Here is a 19,220-nt window from a genome sequence, read left to right as displayed (position 1 = left end):
CATCACTCCAACATTAAAGCCTTTAGCTCTTGCTGCGAAATAACGAACTAGCTAAAGGCTTTACTTCTTTCTGTGTCTCGGATTAATTACTGACGTGTTGTTTGATTAGATCGATAAGGGTGTTGTATCTGTGCGGCAGTTTTCGATTTCTTTTCTGAACCAAATACAGTGTTTCTTCAACCTTCACTTTAGGTGGCACAACATGCAACTTCTCTTTGTCTGGAAAGTTTTCGACAGCCCCTGCGGGTAACACGGTGAACCCAAGCCCTTTTGATACGGGTAATAGAATTTGGTGGAGTTGATTAATGTAGCCAGACTTCGGGATCTCATTGATGTTGATGTTCGCTAAATCTTTATCTCCGCATAGGTCAAAATACAAAGACAGGTAATGAGCAGAGTCTGGATGGGCTATGAGGCCGATATTGTGCAGAGCTTCAGGGGTAATCTCTAAGTCAGCAAGACTATGATGGACGATTAAGCACAGCGCCTCATTACCAATAACTTGGCTCTGATAATAGCTGTCATTGGGTGAATGTCTGACGATTCCAATATCGGTGGTGCCTTGGATTAGGTCGTTCAATATCTTTTTGTTCGGTGCCGCTTCTAGGTTGATGCTCAGGTCTTGATGTTGCTGCTGCAGTTCAAGAAGCTTGGGATACAGACGCAAAGAGAGTGAACCCGAACAGGATAGATGACATTGCCCAGAATAAGGATTGTCGAAACTCAGAGATTCGAATAAATCTTCTTGGTCTTTTTCCAGTTTAAGAGCGTAGCGATACATAATCCGACCTTGTTCGGTCAGTTCGAAACTCTTATTTTCTCTCGATAACAAGTCACAGTTACAAGCTTGCTCAAGCTTTTTGATGTGTTGGCTAACGCCAGGCTGTGTCATATACAGCTTTTCTGCAGTTTGGGTGAAATGACCAACTTCAACCAGAGTCTTAAATGTATTGAGCCAAAGTGGATTAATCATACTCACCTTTAAATGCTAACGCCTATGGATAAAAAGGCTTATAAGTAACAGAGCCTGTGAATAACAAAGCCTATAAACAACAAAGCTTCTGAATAACACCAAATTATTATTATCTTAAGTAATGATAATTTCAACTCTAGAGCGTAAAGCAACGAAGATCAAAGCACCTTTGGCGGAATACACTTCGAAGTCGAGACTCGTGGCTCTTTAATTGAGTGCTTTGGTGAGTTCATTAAAAGTAACAAAGAGTTGCGACTTTGTTGATTTTTTGTTCTATTGACCAGCTGTGCCCATATTTAGGAACGAAGATGAATAGAAATGTTTGGCTGCTCTCACTGTGTCAGGCCTTGTTGATGACGGGCAACATATTACTGATCTCAGTGATTGGCTTGATAGGCAAACAGATTGCACCCAGTGTCAGCATGATTACTTTGCCTGTTGCGTTGCAGTTTTTAGGCTTAATGGCAGCCACTATTCCTGCATCTTTAATTTCAGGAAAATTAGGACGAAAACGAGGGTTTAGTATCGGCAATGTAGTTGGCATTACCGGAGCAAGCCTTGCGACTTACGCGTTATCTCAGCAACATTTCTATCTGTTTTGTTTCGCCACGTTTTTGCTTGGGATAGGTATTGGTTTTGGTACGCTTTATCGTTTTGCTGCAATCGAGGTGTGTGATGAAAATGCCCGTCATCGAGCGATATCTATCTCTATGGCTGGTGGCGTTTTAGCAGCGGTATTAGGGCCAAACTTGGCGATTATGTCGCAACAGTGGTCAGCAGATGGTTTGTATATTGGTGCTTTTGCTTCGCTGATCGGCCTAAACATCTTAGCTTTAGCCTTGTTACAAACCATTCAGTTTCCTAAGGTCTCTTTTAATAGTCAGGCTCCCAAAGCCGATCCTTTAAGTGTGATCGTTAAAGCGCCGAACTTTGTTGGCGCTGTGTTTGCGGCCATGGTTGCTTACGCCGTGATGAACATTTTGATGACGGCAACACCATTGGCGATGATTGGTTGCGGATTCGATTTTACTAAAGCTGCTGGTGTGATTGAGTGGCACGTATTGGGTATGTTTGTGCCTGCATTCTTTACGGGTTACCTCATCGAGAAGTTCGGTTCAAGAATGATGATCCTTGCAGGTGGCGTGTTATTTGTGGTGAGTATTGCCATCAATATCCATGGTGTATCAATTTGGCACTTTAGAGCGGCTTTGGTTGTGCTTGGTGTGGGTTGGAACTTTATGTTCATCGCTGCAACAGGCTTATTCAGCCAGTCGTATCAAGCTCAAAATAAAGCCAAGGCACAAGCGTTCAATGAATTTGTTGTGTTTGGTTGTGTAACTGTCACGGCGCTACTGTCTGGTTGGTTGGAGTCAACAGTAGGTTGGCAAAACCTTAACGTTTACGTTTTACCATTCGTTTTGGCCGTAATTTTGTTGTTTGCATTCAGTGCGCGTAAATCACGCATTCAAAAGCAGCCCGTGTAATGGTTCATCGAATGGTGGTTCAGCAAGTTTTTTACTGTGACTAAACCCCTAGTATCTTAAATTGCGACCAATAAAAAGCCCTACCGAATCGGTAGGGCTTTTGCTTACGGCTTAAATAATGACGTTTTCTTAAAACTGCTGTCTTGGCTTATATCCTGTGACAACAGTACTTAAGCTTACTTTGTAAATACGCATGACAGAGCCTGCAATGATTTACAGGTCGACCAAAATTGTCTTAGTCGTAATCCCGCCTTGGTCATCGATTATCTTCAGTGTCACCTCGTGTTTTCCGTATGAAGGGAAGATTGAAGTGAATGTGCGACCTCGTTTCACCTTTCCGTTTGGAAGTGTCCACTCGGTATCAACAATACGACCATCACTGTCTGAACTTGTTGACCACATGGTTACCCAGCGACCCAAGTGAATGTACTTCGCGCTTGCTTCTGGAAGAGCGTTTGGAGATTCAACACTCACTACGGAGCTGAACGAATCGGTATTGCCTTTGTCGTCGACAACAGTCAAGTTCACCGTGTATTCACCTGCTTGCTCGTAAGACCAAGTTGGTGTCACTTCGTTACTTGTTGTTCCGTTGCCCAAGTCCCATAGATAACTGGTGATCTCACCGTCTTGGTCTGAGCTAAAGTTACGTGCTGAAACGTTCAGGCCAGTCACATTAAGCTCGAAGTTCGCAGTAGGAGCGACGTTGTGTTGGCTTACTTTAGATAAGCGAACCACACCGTATTCGTTGTTGTCACTCTGATTCACAATATCGACCGCTAAACCAAACTCCGTCAGGATACGTCCTGAGTCTGGTGCTTGAGGCGATGTGTAATCTTGGTCATCCGAGAAGCTAGCATTGCCAACTAAACTGGTATCTTCGAGCACATCATTGTCGCTGTTTACAAGACGCATTGGAGTATGATCTTTGAGTGAAAACGCGGCATCACGAACTTGGTAACGAGTTTGAGCGACTTCACCGGATTTTTCCCAAGTCATTGCATTCTGGTCGGCATCGACCACACCTAACCAACCTTCACCTGGGTGCTTGCCTACCCAGTTATCAGTCAGAGATTCGTCTACGTACCAAATAATCAAACCCGGATCGAATGAGATCAGTTGGCCCATGCGTTTGATGTTGGCTAGACCCTCATCAACGTCCATGTGGCTGCGCCATTGCAACAGGTAGTAGTGTTGCGCTTGGTGGAACCCATTACTCAGCTTGTAACCATTTAGGGCGAAGGTGGAGTTGCTCTCACCATCGTCTATTAAGGTTACTTCACCATCAACGACTACACTGAGGTTATCCAAATAGAAACCTTCCATCGCCAAGCCACCATCGGTGATGTATTCAAACGAAAGCTCTACTTCTTGGCCTGCCCATTGTGAAACGTCGAACTCAGCATCAATCCAACCGCCAGATTCGCCGCCAATAGCAGGAACGAGGCCAGTATTGTACGGGTCATCCAATGAGGTGATGTTGCCGGCAATGGCTTGTCCATTCACGAGTACGCGTGCAAAGTCGTAGTCTTTCTCAATTTCATACCAAGTTTTGAATGAAAGCAGTGCAGAATCGCCGGCTGGAATCACCAACTTGCGTGTCATGCTGTTTTTCAGGTCATCGCCTTTTTGAGAGTGGAACGAATACTCACCAGCAAACGGTTTTAAACCTTCGATCTGTTTTTCTGGAAGATCCACTTTAATCATGTTAGGACGGTTGTTATCCGTTGTTTGGAACAACGTATAAACCTGTGGGTTGTCTTCTAGGTCATCAATCGAGATTTGATCATCGTTAATCCAACGACCACCAATCGACTTCTGTAGGAAGTGTTTTGCCCAAGAGCTGAATGCCGTTGGCTGTGTGCCACCAATTTGACCAGCCCAACTGCCCGAAGACATGATTGACCAGTAAGAGACAGGTTCACCCTTGCCTGTATATTGCGTATCGTACTCGTCTGGCAAGCCTAAATCATGGCCATACTCGTGAGCACATACACCAGCTGCGGCATCAATCGGTTGAATCGTGTAATCAAATGCTGCGTATTGGCCACCAAAGCGGTCTGGAAGCGAGCTAGAGGTGCCTTTAAGTACATGAGTGCGACCAAGGTTGAATCGGTGAGACCAAATCGCATCAGGGCCTAATACGCCACCACCGGCTTCTTCACCAACAGATGCGTGGAACACCATTAGATGATCAATCACACCATCGGGTTCACGGAAGTTTCCGTCACCGTCGTAATCGTAACGATCTTCAATATCGTAATCGGCTAGGTTGATGCTAGGATCTTGAGCCAATTGATTCAGTGCTTCGCGAACCAGTTCTTGCGCGTTGAGATCGTTGTCGGTAGTAGGGGAGTTACCCCCATAGAATGACGCAGGTTTAGAGGCGCGATACCAACCTGCAGCTTGGCCCGCAACGCTGTAACTATCACCAGATTCGCTTTGGTAATACTGACGCATCGAGATTAGGTTTTCGCCGTTTGGCCCAGTGTAGCCAGAGTTTGAAAACAACAACTCTTGATAATGTTCTGGGTTGTAGCTCTCGTAGAGCATTTGTGTGTGCTCTTCGGTCAGTTTGTTGTTATCCCAGTTCAAATCAGGGAAATCGACTAACAGAGCGAGTACTTTATCGGTACGCTTGGTGCCGACTTCTAACGCAAAGACGCTCGCCTTTTTAACACCAGATCCTTTTTCTATGGCTTTAAGTATTTTCGCTCGTTGCTCAAGTGCTTTTTTACCGAATTGAGCGTCACCTTTAAAACCGGAATTGATTTTATTCTTCAAGTAGCGGTCAAGTGCGTCGTGCTTTGCCACATCGGTTGCATCTTGGTCGACTAAGCCTTGTCTAACTAGCATTTCAATGAGTTTGTCTTCATTAACAACGCCTAAATCAATAGGTGTTTTTGCATAACTACTGACGCTAAATAGAGTAAGCATTGCTGAAGCCAACAATGTTTTTCTCATCATTTTCATTATATTTTCCTTTTATATTCCCATGTCGATATCAGTATCAACTTGCCTTATTCGGATCTGTTGTCCGAGTTTGGCCTAATACACTCTTGTGGTGTCTTATTTAACTGACGTGTGTTTGTTGCGTTTTTTTTACTTTCGCTCTCCTTTGTATTGGTTGTCTCTTTTCTACTTTTTGAACCAAACGGAGTGCTCTTCGCTTTTTTAGCGTTGAGATAGATACGTAAAGCTTCTTGATCTTCCTCATAGGTTAAGCCAGAACAGATAACACCTCGTTTAATCAATGATTTCAGCAATAGTTCATCGTTCTCAATAGTGGAAGCCTGTGACAGTGATGACAAAGTTAGAACCATTAAAGTCATTGCTTTTATGGGCATTTTTGTAAGAATCTTAGCTGTGCGAGCCTCGGTTGTAAGAGGCGTTGTTATAAGGAGCATATTCAAAAGAGCCATCAGTTTTGATTATGTAACAAAATATATTTATAAAATTAACCAATCAAATGGATAATTATTACAAGCAATTGTTCGTTCCGATTTCAACATTTAAAGTTAATATCAAACAATGGTCGTTATTTATTTTATTATCAGCTATTTAGTGGGTTTTGTTGAATTAATAGTTGATAGTTTGGATTTTAATAATATTGGTTGGGAAGTAATTATTATCTTTAGAGTACTTTATACAAGGTATGGAGTTATAAGTAATAAGATGCGTTTTATATTCTCTGTGTTTAAACATTGCATTTAATAATTGAGTTATTAGTAAATATCTGTGCTGAAATTATTTTCACACGAAATATAAATAATTAGGGTGTTGAGAATGATTTTCAGTGTTTCAAGGGCGTGAAATTTAACAATAGCGGAGGTGATAGGAGTGCCAAGTCGCAAAAAAGAACCCGTATTTGAGTTCTTTTCCTTGTATTCTTGTTGGAGATTTACTTATGACTGAGAGACATCGCGATAAAAATACCGTTCGCAAGTGCTTGGATTCATGCGCTTAATGACGTTTGATACCACAGCGACAACCAACACCGAGAATACAAGCCTTCCCCAAAATATCGTGTAGAAATCGGCCCCGATGAGTAGGATCAACAACGTATCTTCAATTAAACTGTGGAGCAAGTTGAGCAGCATGATTGCGGTGAATACGTCTCTTGCTGAGATATGCCCTTTCTTGGCTTCATTGATCAGTAAGCCGCCACCAAACGAAAGGCCAAGCGTGATTCCTATTATTGTTAGGTTCGTTGCGTCTTTGCTGATTCCCAGTACTCTTAAGAATGGTCTCAGTAATACTGCCATGAGTTTCTCAATACCTAGAATCTTTAAGATCTTGAGTAACAGTAATAGTGCTGAGATTACCATGAAGATAACCGCAAAGTTCTTGAACTGTTCAAGCGCCCAACCCAAATAGCTTGTGTCTCCTGATACTTCAGGTTGCCAAAGCACGGTTGCTGGGTAGTTGAGCCAGTCTCCGTATTGATAACTGAGGTTGAGTAGCCATGCCAGCACTAAGCTTCCCCCCACTCTCACCGATAGGGTAGCCAGCCAGCTAACACCTGCTTTTTTGGCAATAGCGCCTTCAATTGGCAATGAGTGAGCAAGGAGCATCATGCTGCCTAAAATTGAAGCTTGAGCAACCGTTAAGGGAACATCGGAATTAATAAGGATAATTAGCCCGGCATAGATGTTGGTGAGTATGGTAGTTGCCCATACTAGACCCATTTCTTTGGGTAATCCGACGCTTTCCATTATAGGGCTTAGCCATTCGCTAAGAATCATTATGCCGCCAAGCTCTTCGACGACTTTTATCAATATGATGATTGGAATCATGATACGGAAAAGCGTCGAAGTGACATCGAAGATTTCTTTGAGGAGCTCTTTGAAAAATTGATAGGTTGATTTCATTGTTACGACCATAACTCGTTGTGTTGTATAAAAAGATCTTACCGCGATTGTTGTGATTATTATTTCAAAAATAACCTATAAAGTTGCCTGTAATTTTTAAATTGCCTTAAAGTAAGAAATTATCAATCAAAAAATCATGGTTTAAGAAATTATGGAAATAGACCGTATAGATAGAAGCATATTGGTTGAGCTTCAGAAGAATAACCGGATCCCTAATCAATCGTTAGCCGAGATCGTAGGGCTATCACCTCCTGCTTGCTTAAAGCGAGTGAAACGATTGAGGCAAGAGGGCGTGATAGTCGGTGATGTATCGATCATTAATCCTGAGCTTACTGGTAGCAAGATGACCCTAGTTGTGTCCGTTGAAATGGAGCGCGATCGAGGGGATATCTATCAAATTTTTCGCCATTCTATTTCTAAGGCGTCAGAGGTTACTCAGTGCTATCAGATATCAGGCAGCTTTGATTTTATGTTGATTGTTACGGTGAAAGATATACAAGCTTACGAAGACTTTGTTGAACGAGTATTGCGCAAAGATCTGAATATTCGCAAGTTCCATACCTCAGTCTCTATGAGAACCGTGAAATTTACCACTGCAGTTAACTTAGATGAGTCATGACCTTTAGCCAGATAGAGGTGTGAATAATTAGATCAAAGGCATAATAGTTAGGGAAGAGGCTTAGCGTTGAGAGTTTTGTGAGGTGCATTGGTTATTTTTGTATAAATAGCAGTCATTTACACAAAATGTTACTTTCATATTTTGTCATAACTTTAATAATTGTATATATTCCTCCGCTACAATAATAATTAACCGAAGTTAATACCAAATGACTGTCAGTTCAGCTTCTCAATCACGTGAAACGCTTCTAAGCGAAAACGAACAACTTGTCTCGACTACCGACCTTAAAGGTGTGATTACTTATAGTAATGACGCTTTTTGCCGTATTGCGGAATACAGTCAAGATGAATTACTAGGGCAACACCATAATATTGTTAGGCATGGTGATATGCCAAAAGCGGCTTTTGCCGATATGTGGGTGAATCTAAAACAAGGCAAGGCTTGGCGCGGGATCGTAAAAAACAAGACTAAATCCGGCGGGCACTACTGGGTTGATGCTTACGTTACCCCTATTTATGATGGCGGGAAGGTAAGTGGCTATCAGTCTGTTCGTGTTAAGCCGAAAAACGAATGGGTACAAGTCGCAGACAAGGCTTATCAAAGCTTATTGAAAGCTGAGAAGTCAGGTCGCCAATGGTCACTACAGATCAGTGACAGTGTTCGTTACGCAGTGTTACTCGGCTCTTTGGCTGCGCCTCTGATTTCAAATCTTGTAGAAGTAGGGCAAGCATCTCAGTGGATATTGAGTCTTCTTCCTGTTTCTGCTCTCGCATTGCTTTTCCGACAAGAGCTCATTGATACTCCATTACAGTTAAAAAAACTGCAATCTAAATTCGATAGCGTCAGTCGACTTGTCTATTCAGGTAATAGTCAGTTCTCTGTTGCCGATTTTCATCTCAAGCTGCTGTCTGCCCGAATCCGCACTGTATTAGGCCGTATGACAGACTCAGCGAAACCATTGCAAGATTTAGCTGATAACCTTAATGCGACGTCATACCAAGTAACTGAAGCGCTCGATCAGCAGACAAAAGATATTCTTCAGGTACGTGAAGCAACTGAAGAGGTTGAAGTGACCGCCAATGAAGTATCTTCTCGTACAGAAGAAGCTCACCAAATTGTCGATGTTACCTTGCAAACTTGTGCTGGTGCTAAAGAGAGCATCGATCAAACCCACCGCAACCTTGAAAACTTGGCATCTCAGGCGGAGAAAGCGACGCACACGACTTACCAATTGAGCGATCAAGCGCAAAGCGTGAGCAAGATAATGGAAGAGATTGGTGGAATCGCTGAACAAACTAACTTGTTGGCACTTAACGCTGCGATTGAAGCGGCAAGAGCAGGCGAGCAAGGACGAGGCTTTGCAGTTGTTGCCGACGAAGTACGTGCTTTATCTGGACGAACGTCAAAGGCCACAGTTCAGATTAAAGAGAGCATCGATACCATGCTGGCGACGATTGAAAGCTGGCAGAAAGATATTCTGGCGAACAGAGACCAAACCGACGCGTGTGGTGATGTTGCGAAGGTGAGCGCAGAGCGTTTATCTGAAGTTGAAAATCTAATGCAATCGATGAATGAACTGATGCAATCTGTTGAAAGCTCTGCTCATAAACAACGTGAACTATCGAGCGAAGTAAACCTACATATGCAGTCTATCGCTTCTACCGCAGAGCAAAACCTGGTTGCAACACATTCTGTGAAAGACCACTCCACAGAGCTAAAAGAGCAAGTGAATGAGTTCTATCATTTAGCGAAGCGCTTCGAAGAAAAATAGCAGTTAGATTTTAGAAGCATGAAAAATAAGAGAAGCCTTGCGAAACTAGCAAGGCTTTTTTGTGGATCAAAAGAATCGTTTTCAGAAACAGAAAAGCCCCCAATAATTGATGTCCAACTATTGGGGGCAGTTCATAATGCAGGCTCTTTAGTGTGTTTAGCCGAACCCTTCGGGCAGCGTTTGCTAGCCATTTCTACTACGTTATCGGCTTCTCATGTAGGCTAGCTACACATCAAAGCCTCTGCCTTGTAGAAATCCCCAGCAATTCGCTGCAAAAATCAGCTCGAAAGATCAACACGCCCTAGTAAAGGGCTAATTTAACGTGTGATTATGTGCGCTCTGCCAAGTATGCTTCGTAGTCTGGGATCTCAATGATCACTTCTTCTTCAAGCAATGAAGAGTTAAACAGGAAGTTAGCGGTAGCGCGGTTGGTTGCTACAGGGATGTTCCAAACACTTGCGATACGAAGCAGTGCTTTTACGTCCGGGTCGTGTGGTACGGCATTTAATGGATCCCAGAAGAAAATCATCATATCGATCTTGCCTTCAGAGATAAGGGCACCAAGTTGTTGGTCACCGCCCATTGGGCCGCTGATCATGCTCTTAATCGCTAAGCCTGTTTCTTTACTGAGTAGAGAACCTGTCGTGCCCGTTGCATAAAGGAAGTGCTTTTGTAGTTTTTCTTTGTTCTCTTTGACCCATCTTAATAGCTCAGGTTTGAAATGGTCATGAGCGACCAAAGCGATGTTCTTATGCGTTGGCATAGTACGCGTCGTTTTTTGCATGGATGTTCCCTAAATGATTGATTCGTTTTTATTGTTTTGAGTTCTTTAGTCAATATAGCACTAAGGATTCACACTGAATACCGGGCGAAACTCAGAAGGTGACAATGAGTCGGCGATAATTTGATCTTTGAGTGTTGCGGGTGTCAGTGCCTCAATCATGGGTGCGCTATGTTTTTCATAAGGTTGACCACGCAAGTAATGGGTGGCTTGCTTTACCGACAAGCGACCTTGTTCAACCATTTTATCTGTTGGTGCAAAAAGCACCTTGTTACGAAGCAAACCGCGGTAGATTCCGTGACTTAAGTAACTTGAAATTAACCCAATCTCTTTGGTTTTACCCGCAGCTCTTAGTTCACTTATCGCAGCTTCAATCGCGACTGCACTTCCGACAATATATTGAATATCCGGTTGTTCGATGACTTGTTGTACCAAGTTTCTTTGCAGTTCTTTATCGTTGTCTGCCCAATAGCTGATCGCGATTTTGATATCGCTCGATTTGATTGCATCATAAAACCCGAGCGCCACAGGTTTAGTGCCACCGCTTGCTTGTGGGCCAAGTAATAGGGCGATAGGTGTTTCTCCTGACCCTTTTGGATGTCTTTTCGACAAAAACTCTCCGACTTGGAAGCCCATTTGATACCAGTCGACACCGACCGTGCCTTTTAATACTCTTTGTTGCTCTTTATTGACGGTTAACTCATTGACTGTGGCAAACACAGGGGTTGCTCCGACCCAGTTGGTCAGGTTCTCATGGTAAGCGTCAGGCGAAACTGTGCCTAAAATAATGGCATCAGCCCCCCATTGCGTGCAAAGCACCAGTTGTGAGGCCTGTTTGGCTACGTTGGGGTAACCGCCAGCTTCCAAAACTCTAAGTTCGACTTGTTGCTTTTCTGCTTCTGAGACCATTCCGTAGTTAACCGATAACCAATAAGAGTCTTTTAGGTGCGGATAAATGGCACAAATTTTTTCTTTTTGTGATGTGGCTTCTGCCGGTTTTATTGGGCTCAAAGGCTCACTAGCACTTACTACAGTGGTGACTGATGCTAGTAATGAGAGAAGAATTTTTGAAGTTAAAGGTCTAGATAGCATGAATTGCCGTTTTATTGGTTTTAGATAAGAAACACTGCAAAATATAGCGTATTCTGCATGGGTAAAGAAGAACGTTTTAAGGTTTAGAGTTTATGTTGTTAGCTTCAGCGAGTATTGGACGCAAGCTACTGGCCTCATTCTTAGTGATGGCCCTGTTGGTTTTATTGTCTGCATTGATCGGTGTTTCTGGTTTTAGCTTTGTAGCAAAGACTGAAAGAAACGTCGTCGATTCTGCTCTTCCTGCCATGATCGAAGCTCGTCAAGTATCTGAGTTGAGTAACCGTATTATTTCGTCGGTACAAACGCTTTCTAATGCGAGAAATGAAGCAGAAAGAAAAGAAGCGGGCACTATGTTGTTCGGTCAACTTGAGTCGCTTCTTCAGCATATCAAAGAACTTGGCGTCGACAGTTTTGATTCCCAACTTCTTAATAAACTCGAAAACAATGTCCAAAGTGTTATTAATACACTGGCTGAGTTGGGCGTGTCAGTTGAACGTAAGCTTTGGTTAAACAAGGAACTGTCTTCTCGTGTTGAAGAGATGCGTCTACTTGCGGAAGAGCTAGAGCAGCTAACCCGAACCCAAGTGTTGAACACGGCCACCATCGCAGTTGCCAACGTCACACACATCTATGACCTACTAGAAACTAAGCAAACTGATAAAGCCTACCAAGCCTTAGATGCGCTTGTTGAGGTTGACCTTGATTTGTCTGAACGCTTGCACGAATTACATTTGTTGGCGTACAAAATGCTTAATCAAATTGAAGAAACGCAGACTGTCACTAACGTTGAACGTATTCATCAAATCCAATCTGAGTTTGAATCTAATCTAAGAATTATGGCGCGCCGTGTGAAAGCGGTCGAAGATCCGACTCGTTCAGCGCAGATGTCTCAGTTGCTTGAAGAGTTGAGAAAACGCCAGGTCGTGTTCGATATCTCGCTAGAACAATATGAGAACACCAAAAAGTCAGAGTTTCTGATGCAAAATACGTTGGAGCTGTTCTCTCAGCTGAATACAACGGTTAACCAACTGGTTGATGATTCAAACCGAAGCACAAAAAAAGCGGTTGATGAGCTGACCAGCACGTTGAATCTGGCTCAATGGTCGCTGTCTGTGATTTCGGTTATTGGTTTGGTTATCGTCGCATTTATCGTTTGGCGAGTGGTTTATATCTCGGTGGTTAAACGTCTTACTGAATACTCTTCAGCTTTGATGTCTATCGCTCAGGGGCGTCTGAATATCGATATCTCGGTTAAAGGTAATGATGAACTGGCTCATATGGGTGAGGCTATTATTACAGCGAGAAATACGGCACAGGCGCTACAAGTGGTTGCCGTTGGAGAAGCGAAGGCGAAACGTGAGCTCGAAGAACATAAAGAGCACTTAGAAGAATTGGTCACCGACCGAACTTATCAACTGCAAAAAACCAATGAGAAGTTGAATGTCGAGGTGGAAAATCACGCTAAGGCTCGTAATGCCGCAGAACAAGCAAGCCGGGCTAAGTCCGCCTTCCTCGCGACGATGAGCCATGAAATACGAACACCGATGAATGGTGTGTTAGGTACGGCTCGATTACTTAAAGATACTGGGCTAGATCCTTTGCAATCGGGTTATGCCGATATCATTAACCGCAGCGGCAAGAATCTTCTCGCCATTTTGAATGACGTGCTTGATTATTCAAAGATAGAAGCGGGGCATTTAGAAATACGCACGGCTTCGTTTGATCTCTACCAAATGGTTAAAGATACCTACCAACTAATGGAGGGACGTGCTGCTGAGAAGAAACTTAATTTCGATTTCCATATTGAAAGTAACGTACAACGTTATTGGCGTGGTGATGTAACACGAATCAGCCAAATTTTGAACAATCTGGTTGGCAATGCGATTAAGTTCACTGAAACAGGCTCAGTCGATATCTTTATCAGCTTAGATATAGAAGATGAAAATCGAGTGATGTTTGAAGTGTCAGACACGGGGGTTGGCATTGATAGCAAAGAGCAAGCTTGTCTGTTTGATGCATTCACCCAAACCGGTAGTGGTCGCAATAAAACTGGCGGCACTGGGCTAGGGCTAGCGATCAGCAAAAGTATCATGCAAGCAATGAACGGTGATATTGGTGTTCATTCCGAAGAAGGTGAAGGGAGCCAATTCTGGTTCTCAGTACCTTTGTTCGCGGGTGAGAAGATTGAAACGAAAGCACCGACTATTGAAGCTTGTATCCGTGCCAAAGTACTGTTGATTGAAGATAACCCTGTTAACTGCATTGTTGCTGAAGGATTTCTGAATAACCTAGGCCATGACGTTGTGATGGCGACAACAGGAGAAGAGGCCAGAGCTATATTCAGTGAGCAGGCGTTTGATATTGCGCTGGTAGACATCAATCTACCCGATTGTGATGGCATAGAGCTGATTCAACAGTTAAAAGCGATCCTAGAACAAACGTCCACGGCTGAGCCGCTAAATATACCCCCTATGGTGGCGGTGTCGGCGCATGTATTCAATGAAGAAGTCGAAAGCTATTTAGCATCAGGGTTCGATGGTTTCTTGCCTAAGCCGTTGGAGAAAGAGGCTCTTTCTCAGCTCATCGTTACTCAACTCGATGGTAAAGCACTGTTGTTGCCACAGCCTGATCCGAATGATGCTGTTTGCAAACAAAACTATAAACGCGTAATTGAGAGTAACAGTGATGAACTGAACGCCACACAGATGGCAGATGTATTGGCTAATCACACGGCTATAATTGATTCTCAATATGATACCCAAGACCGAGGAGATGCTCCGGTGAAATTGATTGATTCCAAAGTGATAGAGGGTGATCTGTCGATTCTTGGATTAGAGAAAATGAAACAGATCGTTGCGCTGTTTGATGAAAGCAGTGACCTGACCTTGAATGAATTAGCTGAGGCGAGTCAAGCGGATGATGGACGAGAAGTGAAGTCCTTGGCGCACAAACTTAAAGGGTCGGCGGGTAGTTTGGGTCTATCAGCACTGTACAGCTTGTGTCAGAGCATTGAAGCAAGCGAAGAACCATTATTGCAGTATCGAGATAACGACCAAGCTTTATCGGAACTAGTTAGAGATTCGTTGAAGGCACTTGTGCCCTATGTTTCCGTTTAACGATGTGAGCCTGTTTTAAGCTTATACCTAATCTGCAAGCTAAATAAAAAATCCTCTGAACGACTATTCGTCAGAGGATTTTTTATAGCATGTGTACCAATGGTTCTTTAAGAAAGACTTACCAAGATTTCAAGTAATATGGCCGACGATTAAGGCGATATAGCCGACGTTCAAGGCAATATAGCCGACGCTCGAGGCAATGTGCTCAATGTTCAAAAGCTAGAATCAAGGTATACCGTTTACTCGCTATCTATTTTTACTATCTATTCTCAAAACGGTTGTAATCCAATAAACCAAACTCAATCGGTTGATCTTGTTGATACCAACGGTGAACTCGGTCGCTGAATGGCCAGAACTCAGGCGAACTGCGTCGTACTGCAAACTTATCCAGCAACGCGACGTAATCTTTTTCTGTGTCCAAGCTTTGCAGTGCTTTAACCAGAGTCGGTATATTGCGCTCAGTTAATGACAGATAAGCGGCAGGGTAGCTACCTACAACCCCACGTACTAGTGTTAAGTCGTCATTGGCGTAATCTCGATTACCCTCTTCATTGAACAGGCTTGAAATGTTGCTGTGAGCGTTATTGTGAATCATGGTGAACAGCTGCTCATCGCCGTTCTCGCTTTCAATCATGATCGTAACTAATTGAGGCACATGACGCAGACCAACTCCCTTAATCAAATTCACTTGTTTGAGCAGAGCTTCGTTTTTCCGACTGAAACCTGTTTCGACAATATCAAAGCGATTATCGAGGATCGGCGCGAGCTTATCTTTGATCATATTAAGCAGTTCACGCTTAGGATTTGTCGTTTTGTATATCACGTTGGTTGGCTGGTCAAAAGGTGCAATATTACGCTGCAAGTAGTCGCTCAACTGTGAGCTTTGGTTTTCATACCAACTTGAGTGTTCAATGTGTCGTACGTCTTTTGGAAGAAGGGTCAAGAAGTTACTCTCACCCTCAAGGCGCAAGAAATCCATAAACATACGGGTAATCAGTTGGTGGCCGAAGTTACCGTAGACATCAAAACCAGCAACGAGAAGGTAATGGATACGTTCTAGAAGGGCGTAATCAAGAATCCACGCTGTCTTGGGTTGTGGGCCAACTAAACCTTGAACAACTGAAGCGCTATCAAAGTGTCTAAAGATAGTAAGCGCGGCATTACGGTTCGTGCCATTGCCATCCCAAATGATATCTGTGTCTAGATTTACTCCGCTATCAAACCATTGATTGGTGAAGTCTGATTTTGCATTAAGGTATCGAGCTTGTTGCTTCGCGTAGCTCACCCAGCTTGTGACAGGGACAGTGTTGCTTTCTAGTTCACTAGGCAGCTTTAGGTTTTGCTTCTGGTTGGCATAAAACTGATTAATTTCAGGCAGATCTGCTTTATCAGGATCGATGAATAGTACCCAGAATCTATCATTGATCACGTTGAGTGCGAGCTGCCCGCGACACACCGGCCCCTTGATAAAGGCCATGATGGTGTTTTGTGCATTGTCCAGCATGAAATGGAAGCGCGAGTTCACCGGAAGAGCTTCAAACGAAGTCATTGGATTCGCCGCGACGTCAATCGCGTAGCTAGGAAGTTGTTTGACAGCGTAACGAGCATCCACAAACCATGTGTTCCAATTGTTCAGGCGTTCTTCATTTAATGCGAAAGGCATGTGTGTTTTGTGGACGATGGTGCCTTGCTCTGGAATCAGGCGATAATAAACCCGATCCACTTTTGGATCGTCGTAAGGTCGACGACTCGTGATGCGTTGAACCGCTTCACCAGGAGGCGTCGCAGAACGAACCAAGGTGAAGAAGCGTGTTGGCTGAGCTAAATCAGAGAAATAGAGGTGTGATAGAAACAGATGTTCATAGATATAACGTGCTGAAAGCTGGCTTTTATTGTCACTCTTGTTGAGAAAGCCCTCGTAGATATCAACGAGCTCTTGTTCCGCATCATTCAGTGGAATATGGTCATTCATTAACGCGCCGTTTTCCAACCAACTCATTAAAGTCGCGTATTCCGTTTTATCTAAGTTCGGCATGCCATAAGGCATTCCCCACGTCGGGTAATCTCTTTCGTATTGAGCGTACTCTTCAATGGTTGGACACTGTTGGTCGCGATCGGTTGAAAAGTCGAAGCCTTCAAGTTGCGTTTGATCTGGAAGAGGGTGGTTTTCTTTTTGCATCAACATACGAGAAACAAGCCCAGCATCAAGGTTAGCCGTTGAATTCTGCATACGTTCGTTTAGCACTGGATGAAAATCCGCATCACGCCACTCTTGTGTGGTTATCGCGTCTTCAAACAGGCGGGTAGGGGCTGAGGCGGTTAAACGGGTGCCTTGATAAACGAGTGCCTTACTCGCCCCTCGGTCGATACCTTCAACTGAAGACATTTTTAGCTGGCAAGGTGCATCATAACAAGCGTGGCAAACAACACAGCGGCTATCAATGATAGGCTTTACTTCGTCAATGAAATGCTGTGCTTGAGATGAAAGAATAGGCGCTTGGCGATCACGGACTTGCTGTTCACCAAAGAGCTGATCGAAGTTCAACCCCGCGTAGACGGCACAACCTGAGAAGACGCTAACAAAAGCTAAAATGAAGAGTTTTTTCAAATTCATACGTATTAAAGATTAGGCATTTTCTCTAATTATATCGAAAATGATTGAAAAAGCTCATGTTCTGACTATTTTATAGATAAGATATTGATGTAAGTTATTTACTAGAGACTAGAGACTAGAGACTAGAGACTAGAGACTAGAGACTAGAGACTAGAGACTAGAGACTAGAGCTAGGCAACTATCTAATGATTGACGTAGCAAACCGAGAATGGAACAGATAATCGCTCGAACTCTTTGATCCATCGCCATTGGTTGTCTTGCAATTTATCGCCGGGCCCTTTGACCTCAATCCAATGAAATTCATCGTCCTTGAACGCAATCAAATCCGGCATCCCAGTTCTAAATAGCTTTAAATCACTGAGCATCACTTTGAATAGCTCGACGATTAAGGCGTTCGGAATAGCCTCCATACTGTGCTCAATGAGTGCTTTAGGGAAATGGTTCCAATGAACGAATGGATTTGCGATACCGTATTTCTGGTCGTAGATATCAAGCAATTGGTTTAGTCCTTGCTCGGATATGGTTTGAAACACAGCCTGGATCTGTTCAGCTCGGTTGTCTATGAAGTCTGAATGGTACAGATCCAGAGGGCGATGTTGGTAACGATTAATAAATGCACTCTCAACGTCTGCGAAAATCACTTCCCAAAAGGCTAAGCCAAACAATCCACATAAAAAACTGTTCTCTGAAAAGTAGACTTCCCAACCTTGGTTTTCGAAATGTTGCTTCACCGCAAGTTCAACTCGCGTTTGGCTGAGGTCTAATTCCAGTTTTATCTCTTTGCAGCTCGGTTTTATGGTTCGAGAAACTTTGTGGCCCTGTTTCCGTAGTAGCCTGTTTTCAAGCTTAATAGCGACTTCCAGCTCTGATACATCTGATGGATTCGCTTTCATTTTCGTGACAATGTCACACATTAAGTTTAGCTCATCTTGCTTGTCATAGATGCGTGCAAGTCGTTCTCTGCTTGGGGGAAGTACGGATTGTTTGAACCAAAAGACAGCTTGATCGTTTTGGTTGAGCCTTTCTAGATCGCGAGCGATATCATTGATCAAACGCGATCGTTTTCTGGCAATGCTTCTGTGCTCTGATTCTTCAGGAATCGAGTTTAAAAGCTGCTCAAGAAACTCACCGTCTTTGCGGTCCCCTTCTGAATACAAGCGTTGAATATCACGTATCTGGAGCAGTTGATTGAGCTGTTCTCTAGAGGTGAAGAAACGACGCTGTTTGCTTAACGGGTAATTTTCGAAGGTGTTGAGTCCAAGATCGCTAAGAACGAATTGGCTTAGGTCTTGATAAGTATTGGCAAAGAACAGTAGTAGCAAGACATCAATAACTTCAGATTCGACAACGTAAATACAATCGAATGACAAGTTTTGGAACTGGTCAAAAGGTTGGTGTTCGAGCAAAGCCAAGAGTTCGTCTTTCTTCGCTGTCTGATTGTTCATAAGAAATGGGAATGCGCTGAACAGCTCTGGTTTAGTCAGTAGATGCAATCCTAATTCGAGATCATTAATGACAAGATTATGTTGTTCGGTAGGGTGGCTTAACGCAATGAAGTTCGATGTGTTTAGCTCTTGTAGGGCGTTTTTCAGATCTGGAATTTCAGCATAGTCGAGCTTATCACTTCGAAACCAGCAGCCTTTGCGAGAAAGCAAACGAATCATTAGACACTGGCTTGCGACTGAAAGACGTTTGTATTCAGACAACCAACGGCATTCATCGTCACTCAGCAGATCTGGATAGAGTGTTTGAGCGTGTTCAATCAGTCGATTGAAGTTGTCGAGATAATAAGTAGGGGAGAGCTGAGGAGTGGTTTCTATCGTCAATGGATTAGTCGCTTGATACAAAAAGAGCCTAACCCTAAGGTTAAGCTCTTTCTATTTTTAATCAATCGAGAACTGA

At 43.4% G+C, this 19,220-nt stretch carries 13 protein-coding genes; 5 read left to right on the top strand and 8 right to left on the bottom strand.

The genetic code is table 11. The features are described 5' to 3' along the window. Positions 1 to 82: 82 nt before the first annotated feature. A complete protein-coding gene (locus AB4513_RS02085) occupies positions 83 to 973 on the bottom strand; it encodes a LysR family transcriptional regulator (RefSeq protein WP_009844857.1) in 891 nt (296 codons plus the stop codon). A gap of 308 nt (positions 974 to 1,281) precedes the next feature. Between AB4513_RS02085 and AB4513_RS02080 the strand changes: the two genes are divergently transcribed. Further along, entirely contained in the window at positions 1,282 to 2,457 is a 1,176-nt protein-coding gene (locus AB4513_RS02080) for an MFS transporter (protein ID WP_009844858.1), read from the top strand. Between the two features lie 213 nt (positions 2,458 to 2,670). Here AB4513_RS02080 and AB4513_RS02075 read toward each other — a convergent pair whose 3' ends face one another. The 3 genes from AB4513_RS02075 to AB4513_RS02065 all read right to left on the bottom strand — a co-directional run bounded on the left by AB4513_RS02075 (position 2,671) and on the right by AB4513_RS02065 (position 7,325). Then, complete coding sequence (locus AB4513_RS02075) at positions 2,671 to 5,427, bottom strand: immune inhibitor A domain-containing protein (protein WP_102257602.1); 2,757 nt, start codon at positions 5,425 to 5,427, stop codon at positions 2,671 to 2,673. 47 nt (positions 5,428 to 5,474) lie between these two features. Continuing rightward, positions 5,475 to 5,801 carry a hypothetical protein gene (locus AB4513_RS02070; RefSeq protein WP_102257637.1) on the bottom strand — a complete coding sequence of 109 codons (327 nt, stop codon included), beginning with the start codon at positions 5,799 to 5,801 and terminating at the stop codon, positions 5,475 to 5,477. Between the two features lie 558 nt (positions 5,802 to 6,359). Then, positions 6,360 to 7,325, bottom strand: a complete 966-nt coding sequence (locus AB4513_RS02065) for a hypothetical protein (RefSeq protein WP_032555001.1) — start codon at positions 7,323 to 7,325, stop codon at positions 6,360 to 6,362. 151 nt (positions 7,326 to 7,476) lie between these two features. On the opposite strand from AB4513_RS02065, the gene AB4513_RS02060 reads away from it, so the two are divergent. Next, the gene (locus AB4513_RS02060) at positions 7,477 to 7,944 is read left to right on the top strand and encodes an Lrp/AsnC family transcriptional regulator (protein WP_009844861.1); all 468 of its coding nucleotides are present in this window, start codon (positions 7,477 to 7,479) and stop codon (positions 7,942 to 7,944) included. A 208-nt stretch (positions 7,945 to 8,152) separates the two neighbouring features. Further along, positions 8,153 to 9,715, top strand: coding sequence for a PAS domain-containing methyl-accepting chemotaxis protein (locus AB4513_RS02055; RefSeq protein WP_012600912.1), 1,563 nt, complete (start codon positions 8,153 to 8,155; stop codon positions 9,713 to 9,715). 328 nt (positions 9,716 to 10,043) lie between these two features. Here the strand turns inward: AB4513_RS02055 and AB4513_RS02050 are convergent, their stop codons facing one another. Beyond that, positions 10,044 to 10,499 (bottom strand): methylglyoxal synthase, encoded by a 456-nt coding sequence (locus AB4513_RS02050; protein ID WP_009844869.1) that lies wholly within the window; start codon positions 10,497 to 10,499, stop codon positions 10,044 to 10,046. 60 nt (positions 10,500 to 10,559) lie between these two features. Next, positions 10,560 to 11,507 (bottom strand): TMAO reductase system periplasmic protein TorT, encoded by a 948-nt coding sequence (gene torT, locus AB4513_RS02045; protein WP_231847903.1) that lies wholly within the window; start codon positions 11,505 to 11,507, stop codon positions 10,560 to 10,562. Here torT and AB4513_RS02040 point away from each other — a divergent pair. Both AB4513_RS02040 and torS read left to right on the top strand, forming a co-directional pair. Continuing rightward, positions 11,452 to 11,616 carry a hypothetical protein gene (locus AB4513_RS02040; protein WP_232281790.1) on the top strand — a complete coding sequence of 55 codons (165 nt, stop codon included), beginning with the start codon at positions 11,452 to 11,454 and terminating at the stop codon, positions 11,614 to 11,616. The genes torT and AB4513_RS02040 overlap by 56 nt on opposite strands. Positions 11,617 to 11,680: 64 nt before the next feature. Then, the gene (torS, locus tag AB4513_RS02035) at positions 11,681 to 14,704 is read left to right on the top strand and encodes a TMAO reductase system sensor histidine kinase/response regulator TorS (protein WP_009844867.1); all 3,024 of its coding nucleotides are present in this window, start codon (positions 11,681 to 11,683) and stop codon (positions 14,702 to 14,704) included. Between the two features lie 259 nt (positions 14,705 to 14,963). Here torS and AB4513_RS02030 read toward each other — a convergent pair whose 3' ends face one another. Continuing rightward, entirely contained in the window at positions 14,964 to 17,318 is a 2,355-nt protein-coding gene (locus tag AB4513_RS02030) for a fatty acid cis/trans isomerase (protein WP_102257603.1), read from the bottom strand. Positions 17,319 to 17,500: 182 nt separating this feature from the next. Next, positions 17,501 to 19,165, bottom strand: a complete 1,665-nt coding sequence (locus tag AB4513_RS02025) for a VRR-NUC domain-containing protein (RefSeq protein ID WP_102257604.1) — start codon at positions 19,163 to 19,165, stop codon at positions 17,501 to 17,503. Positions 19,166 to 19,220 lie beyond the last annotated feature (55 nt).

The sequence above is a fragment of the Vibrio sp. 10N.222.54.E6 genome (assembly GCF_041473955.1).
Classification (GTDB): Bacteria; Pseudomonadota; Gammaproteobacteria; order Enterobacterales; family Vibrionaceae; genus Vibrio; species Vibrio tasmaniensis_A.
The sequence above is the reverse complement of the archived record's forward strand: the minus strand, read 5'-3'. Positions and strand labels throughout refer to the sequence as shown.

Excerpts from the sequence above, each read along its gene's own strand:
- AB4513_RS02080 (WP_009844858.1), top strand. The coding sequence starts at position 1,282 with ATGAATAGAAATGTTTGGCTGCTCTCACTGTGTCAGGCCTTGTTGATG.
- AB4513_RS02070 (WP_102257637.1), bottom strand. The coding sequence starts at position 5,801 with ATGCCCATAAAAGCAATGACTTTAATGGTTCTAACTTTGTCATCACTG.
- AB4513_RS02075 (WP_102257602.1), bottom strand. The coding sequence starts at position 5,427 with ATGAAAATGATGAGAAAAACATTGTTGGCTTCAGCAATGCTTACTCTA.
- AB4513_RS02085 (WP_009844857.1), bottom strand. The coding sequence starts at position 973 with ATGATTAATCCACTTTGGCTCAATACATTTAAGACTCTGGTTGAAGTT.
- AB4513_RS02065 (WP_032555001.1), bottom strand. The coding sequence starts at position 7,325 with ATGAAATCAACCTATCAATTTTTCAAAGAGCTCCTCAAAGAAATCTTC.
- AB4513_RS02040 (WP_232281790.1), top strand. The coding sequence starts at position 11,452 with ATGGCACAAATTTTTTCTTTTTGTGATGTGGCTTCTGCCGGTTTTATT.
- AB4513_RS02030 (WP_102257603.1), bottom strand. The coding sequence starts at position 17,318 with ATGAATTTGAAAAAACTCTTCATTTTAGCTTTTGTTAGCGTCTTCTCA.
- torS (WP_009844867.1), top strand. The coding sequence starts at position 11,681 with ATGTTGTTAGCTTCAGCGAGTATTGGACGCAAGCTACTGGCCTCATTC.
- AB4513_RS02060 (WP_009844861.1), top strand. The coding sequence starts at position 7,477 with ATGGAAATAGACCGTATAGATAGAAGCATATTGGTTGAGCTTCAGAAG.
- AB4513_RS02050 (WP_009844869.1), bottom strand. The coding sequence starts at position 10,499 with ATGCAAAAAACGACGCGTACTATGCCAACGCATAAGAACATCGCTTTG.
- AB4513_RS02055 (WP_012600912.1), top strand. The coding sequence starts at position 8,153 with ATGACTGTCAGTTCAGCTTCTCAATCACGTGAAACGCTTCTAAGCGAA.